Origin of the sequence: Mycobacterium sp. 4858 (genome assembly GCF_900240975.1) — a bacterium.
Lineage (GTDB): Bacteria > Actinomycetota > Actinomycetes > Mycobacteriales > Mycobacteriaceae > Mycobacterium.
Genome location: NZ_LT968775.1, coordinates 1,407,531 through 1,421,737, shown reverse-complemented (window position 1 = coordinate 1,421,737; position 14,207 = coordinate 1,407,531). Strand labels below are relative to the sequence as shown.

The 14,207-nt window shown below is 68.8% G+C and carries 13 protein-coding genes; 9 read left to right on the top strand and 4 right to left on the bottom strand.

Annotation, left to right across the window (positions count from 1 at the left end; genetic code table 11):
* Window positions 1-154: 154 nt before the first annotated feature.
* Window positions 155-589: a nuclear transport factor 2 family protein gene (locus C1737_RS06665; RefSeq protein ID WP_068095211.1), complete on the bottom strand. Its 435-nt coding sequence runs from the start codon at window positions 587-589 to the stop codon at window positions 155-157.
* Window positions 590-712: 123 nt separating this feature from the next.
* Window positions 713-889: a hypothetical protein gene (locus C1737_RS26700; RefSeq protein ID WP_156751832.1), complete on the bottom strand. Its 177-nt coding sequence runs from the start codon at window positions 887-889 to the stop codon at window positions 713-715.
* A 138-nt stretch (window positions 890-1,027) separates the two neighbouring features.
* Between C1737_RS26700 and C1737_RS06660 the strand changes: the two genes are divergently transcribed.
* The 3 genes from C1737_RS06660 (at window position 1,028) to C1737_RS06650 (ending at window position 5,020) form a co-directional block, all read left to right on the top strand.
* On the top strand, window positions 1,028-3,274 hold the full coding sequence (locus tag C1737_RS06660) for a molybdopterin oxidoreductase family protein (RefSeq protein ID WP_102417535.1): 2,247 nt from the start codon (window positions 1,028-1,030) through the stop codon (window positions 3,272-3,274).
* 124 nt (window positions 3,275-3,398) lie between these two features.
* Window positions 3,399-4,505: a type III polyketide synthase gene (locus tag C1737_RS06655; protein ID WP_082972883.1), complete on the top strand. Its 1,107-nt coding sequence runs from the start codon at window positions 3,399-3,401 to the stop codon at window positions 4,503-4,505.
* Between the two features lie 11 nt (window positions 4,506-4,516).
* Window positions 4,517-5,020 (top strand): isoprenylcysteine carboxyl methyltransferase family protein, encoded by a 504-nt coding sequence (locus C1737_RS06650; RefSeq protein ID WP_067922650.1) that lies wholly within the window; start codon window positions 4,517-4,519, stop codon window positions 5,018-5,020.
* A 12-nt stretch (window positions 5,021-5,032) separates the two neighbouring features.
* Here C1737_RS06650 and C1737_RS06645 read toward each other — a convergent pair whose 3' ends face one another.
* Window positions 5,033-5,878 (bottom strand): SDR family NAD(P)-dependent oxidoreductase, encoded by an 846-nt coding sequence (locus C1737_RS06645; protein WP_068095207.1) that lies wholly within the window; start codon window positions 5,876-5,878, stop codon window positions 5,033-5,035.
* Window positions 5,879-6,085: 207 nt separating this feature from the next.
* On the opposite strand from C1737_RS06645, the gene C1737_RS06640 reads away from it, so the two are divergent.
* From C1737_RS06640 to C1737_RS06630, 3 genes are all read left to right on the top strand, one after another.
* The gene (locus tag C1737_RS06640; protein ID WP_068095205.1) at window positions 6,086-7,123 is read left to right on the top strand and encodes an alpha/beta hydrolase; all 1,038 of its coding nucleotides are present in this window, start codon (window positions 6,086-6,088) and stop codon (window positions 7,121-7,123) included.
* 321 nt (window positions 7,124-7,444) lie between these two features.
* A complete protein-coding gene (locus C1737_RS06635) occupies window positions 7,445-10,138 on the top strand; it encodes an FHA domain-containing protein (protein ID WP_082972882.1) in 2,694 nt (897 codons plus the stop codon).
* 109 nt (window positions 10,139-10,247) lie between these two features.
* A complete protein-coding gene (locus C1737_RS06630; protein WP_082972881.1) occupies window positions 10,248-10,961 on the top strand; it encodes an MIP/aquaporin family protein in 714 nt (237 codons plus the stop codon).
* A 16-nt stretch (window positions 10,962-10,977) separates the two neighbouring features.
* On the opposite strand, the gene C1737_RS26840 is transcribed toward C1737_RS06630, so the two are convergent.
* Entirely contained in the window at window positions 10,978-11,142 is a 165-nt protein-coding gene (locus tag C1737_RS26840) for a hypothetical protein (RefSeq protein ID WP_197509197.1), read from the bottom strand.
* A 255-nt stretch (window positions 11,143-11,397) separates the two neighbouring features.
* Between C1737_RS26840 and C1737_RS06625 the strand changes: the two genes are divergently transcribed.
* The 3 genes from C1737_RS06625 to C1737_RS06615 are packed head-to-tail and all read left to right on the top strand — an operon-like array spanning window position 11,398 to window position 14,201.
* On the top strand, window positions 11,398-12,588 hold the full coding sequence (locus tag C1737_RS06625) for an acyl-CoA dehydrogenase family protein (RefSeq protein WP_067922637.1): 1,191 nt from the start codon (window positions 11,398-11,400) through the stop codon (window positions 12,586-12,588).
* 3 nt (window positions 12,589-12,591) lie between these two features.
* Complete coding sequence (locus C1737_RS06620) at window positions 12,592-13,704, top strand: acyl-CoA dehydrogenase family protein (RefSeq protein WP_068095201.1); 1,113 nt, start codon at window positions 12,592-12,594, stop codon at window positions 13,702-13,704.
* Complete coding sequence (locus C1737_RS06615; RefSeq protein ID WP_068095199.1) at window positions 13,701-14,201, top strand: MaoC family dehydratase N-terminal domain-containing protein; 501 nt, start codon at window positions 13,701-13,703, stop codon at window positions 14,199-14,201. Before C1737_RS06620 ends, C1737_RS06615 begins: the two co-directional genes overlap by 4 nt.
* Window positions 14,202-14,207 lie beyond the last annotated feature (6 nt).

Sequence of the window (14,207 nt, the reverse complement as noted above, 5' to 3'; positions counted from 1 at the left end):
CCGCTGGTCACACAGCGTGCGCTCAGTCCCGGGGCCCACCGGCGAACGCAATCAGGATCAACCGCAATGTCTAGGTGTGATTTCTATCTGTAGCCGTTGAGCGGTCCGCGGCAAACATCGTCGGCCAGACATTCAACGGAATCGCCACCGACGTTCATCTGCGGTGAGCCATGGCGGAGTCCGGGGCCACCCAGTCGGTCGACACCTTTCGATGGCTGATGAGCCAGGTGCCGCCGTCGGGCACCAAGGTGTCGCGGTAGCGGCCGGCATGGTCGAGGCCGACGTGGGTGACCACGGTGAAGTACGACGAGACGTGCGCCGTGTCGTGGCTGAGCCCGGTGAACAGCACGTTGGTGACGATGTGCCGGACGATCGGCTTGACGTCTGCTTCCCGGGTGACGGCCACACCGCGCAGAAACGCGGCGATCGCCGATCGTCCCCGCAGCGGCTCGCGGCCGCGGATTTCCAGGACGCCGTCCACGCAGAACGTCGCGGCCAGGCCGTCCGCATCGCCGGCGTCTCCGGCCCAGTTGTAGCGGGCGATCGTGTCGCGGATCCGCTCACGCGCGGACAGTTCCCACATCTCCACCGCGGTGGCTCCGTTCTCCCGCCGGGTTGCCGGGCTTTCCCGGAGCCTAATACGCGGACGTTGCCCCGTCACCGAGGCGTCGTGGAAAGCGCTCTGCCAGTGCCGTTTTCGCGCTTGCGACGGCTACTTCACGATGTGCGGCCGGAAGGCGCGGGGGGTGGCCGGGACCACGCCGTTCAGGTCGAAGACCGCGATCAGGGCCCGCAGCAGGGCGGGGGACCAGTCCTCGAAGGGCTGGGCGTCTATCCGGTCGATGACTTCAGCGCGCAGGTATTCGATGGCGGTGGCGTGATCGCTCACGGCGTCGACGCTAAGTTCGGCGACTCGCCCTTGTACAGCGCACCGACCCGATTCAAATGTCTCTCAAGGAATTCGTCGGCCGCCGGTTGCCGCATTTTGCCACTTCCGCGACGGTCGGTAGCGGAATACAGTGGGTGGGTGACAACGGGCGAAGACGGCAGGCACCTGCGCACCTGCCCCCTCTGTGAAGCCATGTGCGGCTTGGAGATTCGGGTCGACGGCGGCAAGGTCACCGGCATCCGGGGAAACCGCGACGACGTGTGGAGCCGCGGACACATCTGCCCGAAGGGTGTCTCACTTGCGGCGCTGCACGACGACCCGGATCGCATCCGCCGGCCCATGATCAAGGTCGACGGCCAATGGCGCGAGGTCAGCTGGGACGCGGCCTTCCGCCGCTGCACCGAATTGCTGACGCCGGTGATCGAGAAATACGGGATCGGCGCGGTCACCGCCTACACGGGCAACCCGCTGGCGCACTCGTTTTCGCTGGCCCGGTACGCCGGTGTGCTGATGGGTATGTCCGGCATGCCGGTGACGTATTCGCCGGGAACGGTCGACCAATGGCCGAAGAACCTGTCCTCACACCTGATGTACGGCCTCTGGTGGAACTTCCCGGTGCCCGACATCGAACGCACCGACCTGATGGTCATCATGGGGGCCAACCCCGCCGCGTCGCAGGGGTCGCTGGTGGCCGCGCCCAACGTGATGGGCCTGATCGAGGCGATCCGCAAGCGAGGCAAGGTGATCGTGATCGACCCGGTGCGCACGCAGACGGCGGACCGCGCCGACGAATGGCTTCCCATCGTGCCCGGCACCGACGCCGCGCTGCTGCTGGCCGTGGCGCACACGCTGTTCGACGAAGACCTGATCAATCCAGGGCCGCACGTCGACGGTGTCGACACCATGCGCCGGGTGGCCGCGGAGTGGCCGCCGAAACGGGTCAGCGCGGTCACCGGCATCGACGGGCACCGCATCCGGCTTCTGGCCCGGGAGCTCGCCGGCACCGAGAGATCCGTGGTGTACGGGCGAATTGGTTTGTGCAACCAAGAGTTCGGCAGCCTGGCCAGCTGGCTGGTGGACGTGATCAACATCCTGACCGGCCACTTCGACGTGCCCGGGGGAGCGATGTTTCCGAAGCCGGCGGCGTGGTCGATCACCACGCAGCCGCTGCCCGGCCTGGAGGGCGGCCTGCCCGAATTCGGCCGCTGGCACACCCGGGTGCGCGGGGCGAAGGAAGTGCTGGGCCAGGCGCCGGTGTCCTGCATGGCCGAGGAGATCGCCACCCCAGGCGAGGGCCAGCTCAAGGCGCTGATCACCGTCGCAGGCAATCCGGTCCTGTCCACCCCGGGCGGCGACAAGCTCGACGAGGTGTTGCCGACGCTGGAAGCGATGATCTCCGTTGACCTTTGGCTCAACGAGACGACGCGGCACGCCGATGTGATCCTGCCGGGCCTGTCCCCGCTGGAGCAGCCGCACCACGACGACCTGATCCTGCTTTTCGCGATCCGCAGCATCGCGAACTACTCCGCGCCGGTGTTTGATCCGGGCGACCGCCCGCACGAGTGGGAGATCCTGATCCGGCTGACCGGCCTATGCACCGGGACACCGGCCGAGGACGTCGACGTCGCGGCGATCGACGACGGCTTCTTCGACTACCTCGCCTTCACCCGGGGCCTCGACGGCGCGGAGATCCGCAAGCTGTATGACGAAGCCGGTTTGAAAGGTGGCCCCGAGCGCATGCTGGACCTCACGCTGCGCACCGGGCCGTTCGGGGACCAGTACGGCAAGAACCCGGGCGGGCTCACCCTGGACATGCTCAAGGCCAACCCGAACGGCATAGACTTCGGCCCGATGGTGCCGCAGCTGCCCGAGATCTTGGGCACCCTCGACAAGAAGATCCATCTCGCCCCGCAATACCTGCTGGATGACCTGCCGAGGCTCACGGCGCGGCTGGAGCGGCCCGCCGAGCCGCTGGTCCTGGTCAGTCGCAGGCACCTGCGCTCGAACAACACCTGGCTGCACAACGTGCCGGCGCTGATGAAGGGAAAGGACCGCTGCACGTTGCTGATTCATCCCGACGACGCGGCGCGCTGCGGTGTCGCCGACGACGACGTCGTCACCGTGAAGTCGGCGGCCGGCGAGATCAAGGTGCCCGTGGAGATCACCGACGCAATCAAACCGGGCGTGGTGTCGATGCCTCACGGATGGGGGCACGGCAAGCCGGGCACTCGACTGTCGGTCGCCAACAGTTCACCGGGGGTCAACACGAATGTGCTTTCCCCACCGACGTTTATCGACGAGCCGTCCGGAAACGGTGCGCTCAACGGCATACCGGTCACGGTCATCGACGACCAGGCACGGTTCCGCCCTGCGCAGACACCCTGACTCGCGTCGCGCTACTTCCCCTGCCATCCCCTCGGTTGGTTAACGGCAAGCGCCGCCGTGTGGTTCATCTCACCCGCGAGTCATTCGGATGAACCGTGCGGCGCGGCCCGTCGTCGGCATAGGCATGACCGCAACAACGCATCTCACATCGCCGCGCCGGGCCGCTCACCGCGAGCAGGGCGCACCGCACATCGCCGGGGCGGCGGTGGCCTTCACCCCGCACCGGTACAACCAAGACGAAGTCGCCCGCGAGCTCACCGAATTCACCGATCCGCGGTTCCTGCGTTTCGCCGAGACGACGGGGGTAGACCACCGCAGCCTCGCGCTGCCGCTGTCACGCTACCCACAGCTGAGCGGCTTCACCGAAGCCAACGACGCCTATCTCGAGGTCGCCGTCGATCTCGGCGAACGGGCGATACGTTCGGCGCTGGAGGAGGCCGGCATCGCGGCACACGAGGTGGACACCATCGTGATGGTCTCCAGCACAGGCGTCGCGGTGCCGACCATCGACGCGCGGCTGATGACCCGAATCGGCCTGCGGCCCAACATCAAGCGCGTTCCGCTGTTCGGCCTCGGCTGTGTGGCCGGCGCCGCCGGGATGGCGCGCGTGCACGACTATCTGCATGGCTACTCGGGGGATGTGGCCGTGCTCCTGTCGGTCGAGTTGTGCTCCCTCACGCTGCAGCGCGACGACACCTCGATCCCCGCCCTGATCGGGGTGTCCCTGTTCGGTGACGGCGCCGCCGCCGTGGTCGCCACCGGAGCCGACCGAATCCCCCCCGCCCACAACGGACGTCGTGCGCCCCGGCTCTTGGGGACGCGCAGCTGTGTGGTGCCCGAGACCGTTGACGTCATGGGGTGGAACGTGGGATCCAGCGGGTTCCAGCTGGTGATGTCGCGCGACGTGCCCAAGATGGCCGATGCCTACCTGCGGGACGAGGTCGACGGTTTCCTGGCCGACCACGGCCTGTCCCTGGCCGACGTCTCGGCGTGGGTGTGTCATCCCGGCGGCCCGAAAGTCCTCGACTCGATCGAGGATGCGCTTGAACTCCCGCCGGAGGCGTTGGTGCACAGCCGAAACTCGATGCGGGACAACGGCAACATCTCCTCGGCGTCCGTGCTCGACGTCCTGCGCCGAACCGTCGCCCAACCGCCCGCCGAAGGGGCCTTCGGGGTGATGCTGGCGATGGGGCCGGGCTTCAGCTTCGAGCTGCTCCTGCTGCAGTGGTGAGGGACGAGGCCATGTACTACTACCTGTTCATTCTGGCCATCGGCGTCGAGCGCCTGGTGGAGCTGGCGGTCTCACAACGGAACACCAAATGGTCACTCGCGCACGGCGGCAAGGAATTCGGCCGTGACCACTACCCGGCCATGGTCAGTATGCATGCCCTGCTGCTGGTTTCATGCGTCGTGGAAACCTGGGTGTTCGCACGGCCGTTCATCGGATGGCTGGGCTGGCCGATGCTCGCGGTGGTGGCGCTGAGCACCGCGGTGCGCTGGCGCTGCGTGAGCGTGCTCGGCAGGCGCTGGAATCCACGGCTCATCGTCATCCCGGGCGCGCCGTTGGTGCGCGACGGACTCTACCGATGGGTACGCCACCCGAATTACGCCGCCGTCACGGCGGAGGTGGCCGCGCTGCCGCTGGTGCACTCGGCGTGGCTGACGGCGATCGCATTCAGCATCGCGAACGCACTGGTGCTCAACGTCCGGATCCGGGCGGAGAACGCCGCGTTGGGGCTGGTCTGAGGGCCCGGACGATCACGGCGCGATCGGCCGATTCGTCCATTCGCGGTCGGGCCGGCGCGACGAGCGGAACCAGCCGCCCGCCGCGCCGGTTCCGCCGTCGGTCGGGATGGTGTGGCCGGTGACGAACGCCGACAAGTCCGACGCCAGAAACAGGATCACGTCGGCCTGATCCTCGGGCACCCCCATCCGGCCGACCGGAACCCATTGCGGCCACTGCGCCTGCTCTTCGGGCGACAGCCATTGCGAGTAGGGCACCTGCAGCGATTCCGTCACGTCGGGGGCGATCGCGTTGACCCGCACCCCGTGCCGGCCCACCTGCACGGCGAGGCTGCGGGTGAACTGGATGACGGCGGCCTTGAAGGCGGCATAGACCGGGTCCTCCGGATAGCCGCGCAACCCCTCCACGGAGGAGACATTGACGATCGCGCCGGCCCGCCGGGCGGTCATCGCCGGCAGGAAAGCCCGGGTGACCAGGAAGACGTGGTGCAGGTTGATCCGGTAGAGCTCGTCCCAGAATTGCGCGTCGGTGTCGACGAAGTCGCCCGGATGCCGCAGCCAGTGGCCCACATTGTTGACCAGGACGTCGGCCCGACCGTAGCGATCCAGCACCGACCGCGCCAAGTCGTCGACCGCATCCGCGTCCCGGACGTCGCTGACCACGGCCACGGCCGATCCACCCGCGGCCGCGATGTCGTCGACCGTCCCTGCGGCTAGCGCGGCATCCACGTCGACGATCACCACGTGGGCTCCGTGCGCCGCGAACACCCTGGCGGTGGCCGCGCCGATGCCGCCGCCACCGCCGGTCACCACCGCCACCCGGCCACTCAACAGCGGGTCGGCCCGCATCTCGGGTTTCATGGCTCATATCCTGGGCCACCGGGCCAGATTCGCGAGGCCCGGGCCCCTGGAGCTCTCTAGAAGAGCCCTTCATCAAGAGCCGGAAAGTTCACCTATACCCACCGGCCACCGGCGGTAAACCGTGATGTACCCAACATTCGCGACACCTTCACCCGCAGTTTTTCCCGGCCTCGCGCGGGTATCCCCTGCCCACTTAGGAGGGATTGCATGGTTAGCACCACCGATCCACATCGCGTATTGCCAAGTGGCGCAATGAAGCGGCGGGTCCACCGGCGCCACAGCCCGCAATCGGTCGCGGTCTCCTTGGCCAGCCGATTGATCGTGAAAAACACAGTGCGCGCCTGGGCCGTTACTCCCAACTTGCACTGGCCATTCGAGTACGTCGACGGGCTCGCGGGATTGGTGCCGCGCGTGGGCATCTCCGCCGAAATCGAACCGGTGCGACTGGAAAACTGTGCGGCCGAGTGGGTTTGCGCCCCCGGCGCGTCGACCGACCGGGCGATCCTCTATTTGCACGGCGGCGCCTTCCTCACCTGCGGTCTCAACACGCACCGCTCGGTGGTCACCCGCTTGTCGAAGGCGGCGGATGCGGCGGTGCTCACCGTGGGATACCGAAAGCTGCCCTCGCATCACATCACCGACGCGATCGACGACGGGATCAGCGGGCTTCGCTGGCTGCAGGATCGTGGTTTCGACGGTGACCAGGTGGTCGTCGCCGGCGACTCGGCCGGCGGATATCTCGCGTTCATGACCACGCTGTTGGCCATTCGCAACGAAGTGATGCGGCCGGCGGGAATTGCGACCATCTCACCGTTCACCGATGCCGACCCGGCGCGAAAGCTGCGGCACCCCAACGCGCGGAAGTGCTCGATGTTCACGCGCGGGGCGTTGTCGATGTTCGCCCAATACCTGAGTCAGGCACAGGTTGTGGAGGGGCGCCGCGACTCCGCCGTGGCTTCGCCGGTGGACGCCGACCTGTCCGCGCTGCCGCCCGTTACCATCCACGCCAGCTCCGATGAACTGCTGCTCCCGGATGCCGAGCTGATGGCAAAGCGCTTGGAAGCCAGCGGCATTGCGTGTGATCTACACCTGTGGGACGGGCAGATCCACGATTTTCCGTTGGCGGCGGACATCCTGCCGGAGGGCAGGCGCGCCATCCGCCATATCGGGGATTTCGTCAAGGACGTCACCGCCGAGGCTCCACCGTGGCGGCGCGGCCTGCACACCACCGCGGCAGCCGGCTAACTTAACTACGAAAGTGGCAGGGCAGCAAGCCTATCCGGCCATGATCGGTAACCGCCACTGCCCGTCACCGTCCTCGACTGTGGGCGTCGCCGGCACCGTGCGCCGCCGCTCCGCCCAGTCGGACCCTGACCGCCCGAGGGGAACTCCGAGGCGGGCCCCGGCACGCCGCTTCTTCGCGGCATCGGCGACGGGAACGTCGTCGGGAAAACCGTCGTCCCCCTCAGGCAGGGACGGCGGGCCGGCCGGCGCCGGGGCGCGGGGAGCCCACCCGGTCGAGATTCCACGACCCGATTCCCGGCGCTGCCGATACAGTTGGTCGTAATGAGCCGATCAGCCCCACCTGTATTGACCGTGCGGTACGAAGGATCCGAGCGCACGTTCGCCGCAGGCAACGATGTCGCGATCGGGCGTGACCTCCGCGCCGACGTCCGCGTGGCACATCCCTTGATCTCCCGCACGCACCTCATCGTCCGATTCGACCAGGGCCGATGGATAGCCATCGACAACGGCAGCCTCAACGGGCTGTTCGTCAATCACCATCGCGTGCCCATGGTCGATATCCAGGACGGCATGCGCGTCAACATCGGCAATCCGGACGGGCCGGCGCTGACCTTCGAGGTCGGCCGCCACCAGGGCTCGGCCGGGCGACCCCCGCTGACGACGTCGATCCCGATCGTCAGCCCGGCCGCCGCGGCGAACTCCCGCGTGACCCAGTCCCAACCGTCCGGCGCGCACTGGCCCGGCCAGCCGCACCAACCGGCGTCGGCCTCGTTCCGGCAGCCCACGCATCAGCCGAGTGGGCCGCAGCCCGTCCACCCGCCCAGCGGGCCGCAGCCCGTGCATCCGCCGAGCGGATCGATGCCGAGCCACCCCTCGGCCCCGCAGCCGCGGTACCCGACCGGCGCGCACCCGGCGGCGCCGCCCAGCGGGGCGCAACACGCGCCGCAGATCTACCGCCCGCAGCCAGTGAACGTGCCCCCGGCCCCCGCCGGGCAGCCGGCGGGATTGGAGACCGGGCGGGTCGGCGGCGACGCGTCCAACATCGCGACATCGATGATGAAGATCCTGCGGCCGGGCAAGGCCGCGGAATCGGTCCCGGGCGCGATCAAGATCGGTCGGGCCAACGACAACGACATCGTCATTCCCGAAGTGCTGGCGTCGCGCCATCACGCCACCTTGGTCCCGACGCCGCACGGCACCGAGATCCACGACAACCGCAGCATCAACGGCACCTTCGTCAACGGCGCCCGGGTCGACTCGGCGGTGCTACACGACGGCGACGTCGTCACGATCGGCAACATCGACCTCGTCTTCGCCGGCGGCACGCTGGCCCGGCGCGACGAGAGCGCGACCGCGACCCCCACGGGTGGGCTGGACGTGCGCGGCGTGACGTGGACGATCGAGAACAACAAGACGCTGCTGGACGACATCTCGTTGGGTGCGCAGCCCGGGACGCTGACGGCCGTCATCGGGCCGTCGGGGGCGGGCAAGTCGACGTTCGCCCGGCTGGTCGCGGGGTACACGCACCCGACCAGGGGCACCGTCGCGTTCGAGGGCCACAACGTGCACGCCGAGTACGCCTCGCTGCGCAGCAGGATCGGCATGGTGCCCCAGGACGACGTGGTGCACGGGCAGCTGACGGTGCAGCAGGCGCTGATGTACGCCGCCGAGCTGCGGCTGCCGCCGGACACCACCAAGGACGACCGGGCCCAGGTGGTCGCCCGGGTGCTCGAGGAACTCGAGATGACCCAGCACCTGCACACCCGGGTCGACAAGCTCTCCGGCGGCCAGCGCAAGCGCGCCTCGGTCGCCCTGGAGTTGCTGACCGGGCCGTCGCTGCTGATCCTCGACGAGCCGACCTCCGGCCTGGACCCCGCGCTGGACCGCCAGGTGATGACCATGCTGCGGCAGCTGGCCGACGCCGGCCGCGTGGTGCTCGTGGTCACCCACTCGCTGACCTACCTGGACGTCTGCGATCAGGTCCTGCTGCTGGCCCCCGGCGGCAAGACCGCCTTCTGTGGGCCGCCCAGCCAGATCGGGGCGGCCATGGGGACCACGAACTGGGCCGACATTTTCAGCAGCGTCGCGGGCGATCCCGACGGGGCGAAGGCCCGCTACCTGGCCCGCACCGGCCCGACACCGCCGCCGCCGCCCGCGCAGCAGCCCGCCGACCTGGGCGACCCGTCGCACACCAGCCTCGTCCGGCAGTTCTCCACGATCGCGCGGCGGCAGGTCCGGCTGATCTTCTCCGACCGGGGCTACTTCGTGTTCCTGGCGGTGCTGCCGTTCATCATGGGTTCGCTGTCCATGTCGGTGCCCGGCAACGTCGGGTTCGGCATCCCCAACCCGTACGGCGCCGCGCCCAACGAACCCGGGCAGATCCTGGTGCTGCTCAACGTCGGTGCGGTGTTCATGGGAACTGCGCTGACCATCCGTGACCTGATCGGTGAACGCCCGATCTTTTTGCGCGAACAGGCGGTCGGGCTGTCCACCAGCGCCTACCTGCTGGCCAAGGTCTGCGTCTACACGGTTTTCGCGGTCATCCAGTCGGCGATCGTGACCATCATCGTGCTGATCGGCAAGGGCGGTCCGACCCAGGGTGCGGTGGCCCTCGGCCGGCCCGGTCTCGAACTGTTCGCCGACGTCGCGCTGACGTGCGTGGCGTCGGCCATGCTCGGGTTGGCGCTGTCGGCCATCGCCAAGTCGAACGAACAGATCATGCCGCTGCTGGTGGTGGCCGTGATGTCGCAGCTGGTGTTCTCCGGCGGCATGATCCCGGTGACGGGCCGGCTCGGGCTGGACCAGATGTCCTGGGCCACTCCGGCGCGCTGGGGCTTCGCGGCGTCGGCCTCCACCGCGGACCTGTCCAAATTGGTTCCCGGCCCGCTCAGCCCGAAGGACTCGCACTGGCGGCACACGCCGGCCGCGTGGTGGTTCGACATCGGCATGCTGGTGGTGATCAGCGTCTTCTACCTGAGCTTCGTCCGCTGGAAGATCCGGCTCAAGGGCGGCTGAGCGGGCAGGCGGTTGCGGCTGGCAGGAATCGCGAAACTGACGCCAGCCGGGGGCGTCGACGGGCGGCAGCACCGACGACGCCGCCCCCATCCCGGGCGATGGTGGTGTCATGCAACGAATCACCCAGCTCGAGGGCAAGGACACCACTGTCGAAGCGGACCCCGCCGCCGGCCGCTCACGTACCGCAGCGAAGTGCGTGGTCGAGGCGATCGGCACCTTTTTCTTGGTGTTCACCTGCGGTGCCGCGGCCGGCAGCGGAAACCCGCTGGCGCCGTTGGCGATCGGTGCGGTACTGATGGTGATGGTGTACGCGGGCGGCCACATCTCCGGGGGCCACTACAACCCGGCGGTCACGCTGGCCGTGCTGGTGCGGCGGCGGATATCGGCGGCGGAGGCCGCCTGGTACTGGGCCGCGCAATTGGGCGCCGGGCTGATCGCGGCGGCGGTGGTGCACTGGGTCGTCGACCCCGCGCACGCCGGGAGGCCGGCGACGCTGGTGCTGCCGACCGACAGACTGGTCGCCGTGTTCGTCGTGGAGTTCCTGTTCACCTTCGCCCTGTGCTACGTCGTGCTCAACGTCGCCACGAGCAGCGCGCACCCCGACAACTCGTACTACGGCCTGGCCATCGGATTCACCGTGGTGGCAGGGGCTTTCGCGGTCGGCTCCGTCTCCGGTGGCGCGTTCAACCCGTCGGTCGCAGTGGGTGCCGCGCTCGATGGTCTGTTCGCGTGGCCGACGTTATGGATCTATCTGGTCGCGCAGGCCATAGCCGCCGTCGCCGCAGGACTGACGTTTGCCGGTCTGAACCCGGACGACGCGTAAGCGCGTCGGATCGCGGTCAGGCTCCCTTGCGCATGGCCTGCTCGGCGGCGGCGCGCATGCGGTCGGACAACTGCAAGAGCGCGTGCTCGCCCACACCGAGCGGAAGGGTGTATGCCAGTTGCCGCAATTCGACGGCATAGTTGCGTAAGTCTTCGCGGAGGCGTGTCTCAACGGTGGGCATGACATCTCCCTCGGGCTCCCTCGGGCAGGTCCTGGTCCGCGTCGACCAGCCGATTCACAAATTTTGGCAGCCGTGCCACCGATCTGCGAGAGCGCCGATGCGAATTAACGGGAGTTTGACAGCGTATTTACAGTCGGCGCCCACGAATCACCGGCGCCGGGCCTGACGTTGCGGCGAAATTCCGGGCGCACGATCGCCGTAGCGTTACGCTGACGCTGCTTGGTGTAAGGCTGGCAGAAAGGCACAGGCGCCCGCATGGATTTCGAACTCGACGCCGGGCAGCGCGCGTGGCTGGCCGAGGTCCGCGAGTTCCTCCACGACAACGTCACCGCGGAGCTGCGCGCCGAGCTCGCCCAGCACGACCTGGAATTCCCGGACGGAGAGGTGGCGCGGTTCCGTCGCAAGATCGGGCAGAAGGGCTGGTTCGGGCTGAACTGGCCACCCGAGTACGGCGGCCTTGCCGACAAAGAGGGCCTGGGTGCCATGCACCTGCACCTGTTGATGAGCGAATTCGAGTACTGGGGCGTGCCCGGGCCCGATCTGACGGTCACCTCGGTGGCGCCCATGATCATGCGGCACGGCACCGAACGGAACAGAGCCGAATGGCTACCCCTGATTGCCAGGGGCGAAATGATCTGCGCCGTCGGATATTCCGAGCCCGACGCGGGCACCGACCTGGCCAACCTGCGCACCAGTGCGGTCCGCGACGGCGACGAGTGGGTGATCAACGGCACCAAGATCTGGAACAGCGGCGCGCAGCGTGCCACCCACGAGTGGCTCTGCGTGCGCACCGATCCCGCGGCCGCCCGCCATCGGGGCATCTCGGTCATCGTCGTCGGAATCGACAGTCCCGGCGTGACGGTCCGCCCGCTCTACGCGTGGTCGGGCTACCGCACCAACGAGGTGCATTTTCGCGACGTGCGGGTGCCGGTCACCAACCTGGTGGGCGAAGTCAACCGCGGCTGGACCTACATCACCGGCGCGCTGGATCTGGAACGCGGTGCGCTGACCAACGCGGGCGACCTGCGGCGCGCCGTGGACGAGTTGCGGGAGCTCGCGCGGCGGCCGCGACGCGATGGCACCGTGCCGGCCGCAAGCCCGTCGCTGCGGCGCAGGCTCGCGCAGGCCGAGGCGGACGTGGCGGTCGCCACCCTGATGGGCTACGAGGCCGCGTCCATCCTCGACGGCGGAGTGATCCCCTCGGTGGAGGTCAGCGTCGAAAAGGTGTTCACCAGCGAGCTGCGCCAGCGCATCGCCGTCCTCGCGCTCGATCTGCTCGGCCCGGACGGCTTGCTGGCGCACCGCAGCCCTGCCGCGCCGCTGGCCGGCACGTTCGAGCGGCTCTACCGGGCGGCGCCCCTGATGCGATTCGGCGGCGGCACCAACGAGGTGCTCCGCGACATCATCGCCCAGCGCGGGCACAACATGCCCAGCTACGGGCGCTGACGCATGAAGGTGATACCCACCGCCGAACAGCGCGCGTTCGCGTCGTCGCTGCGCGCCCTGCTGGCCGCCGAGTGCCCGGTGCCCCTGGTGCGCGCGCTGACCGAACCGGGCGCCGACCGGCGTACCCCAGCGCTGTGGAAGGCGCTGACCGAGGCGGGTGTGCTCGGGCTGGTCATCGGCGAGGAGTACGGCGGCTCCGGCGGCACGCTGGACGACCTCGCCGTTTTCTCCATCGAGGCCGGACGCGCGCTGTGCCCGACGACGATCGCCAGCAGCATCCACGCGGCGCTGGCGATCGATCAACTCGGCTCCCCGGTGGCCAAGCGGAGCTTGCTGCCGGGCCTTGTGTCGGGCGCGATCCGCGGCACCACCGCGCTGTGGAGCCCACGCGACGCCGCCGTGGTGTCGGCCGAGCTGCGGGCCGATCCCGTTGCCGCGGGTTGGCGGCTGAGCGGCACCGCGGACTACATTGCCGACGTCGACGTCGCCGATGTCATCGTGATATCGGCTGCGGTGCAAGACGATACGTTGGTGTTCGTCGTCGACCCCGACGCCCCCGGTGTGTCCGTGGAGCCGCTCGCCATGGCGGGCGGGCACCGGGCGTTCACGGCCCGCTTCGACGACGTCATGGTCGGCGCCGACGCGCTGGTGGGCGACGCCACCGCCACGGCGTTGCGGCGCGTGGCCAACGCCGCGGTCGCCCTGGGGTCGCTCGACTTGGTGGGCGTCGGGCAGGCCGTGATCGACCGCACCGTCGACTACACCACGCTGCGTCACCAATTCGGCCGGCCCATCGCGTCGTTCCAGGCCGCCCAGCACCTCGTCGCCGACATGCACATCGCCCTGTCGGCGGCCCGGCTGGCCGCGCATGCGGCGGTCTTCTGGATCGCGCGCGGCCGCATGGCGACCCGGGAGACCGCCATCGCGCGCATGCACGCCGCCACCGCTTCCCGGTTGATCACGTTGGACGCCCACCAATTGCACGGCGGCATGGGGTACGTCACCGAGACCGATTTGCACCTGTGGTCCGAGCGGGCACGGTTGGGCTCGACGTGGGGCGGCGGGGCGGACGTCGCCGCATCGTGGCTGGAGGAAACCTTGGACGAGACCGAATGAACGACGACAGCTTGATCGACCCCGAATCGGCGTCGCGCGTCGGCACGGTCGCCGCCACGGCGACCGGTGAGGTGAACCGGCGGGACTGGCAACGGTGGGCGGCGGCGATCGGGGACCACAACCCGCTGTGGTTCGATCCGGACTACGCCAGGGCAAACGGCTTTCGCGACATCGTCTGCCCCCCGCTTTTCCTGCAGTACGCCGTGCTCGGTGTCACGCACCTCGAGGCGCTGCGGCCCGACGGTTCCTCTGGCGCTGTCTCGGGCAGCCTCGCGTTTCCGCGCGCCCCCAAGCGGATGGCCGGCGGGGAAAGCTTCGCCTTCCACCTGCCGGCGTATCACCGCGACGAAGTCGAGATGGTGCGCACCATCGCCTCCATCGTCGAAAAGCAGGGCCGCTCCGGCAAATTCGTCTTGGTCACCTGGCACACGGTGTACCGCAACCAGCACCAGGACCTGCTCGCCGAAGCGTCGACGTCCATGATCGCCCGCCCCTAGGAGCCC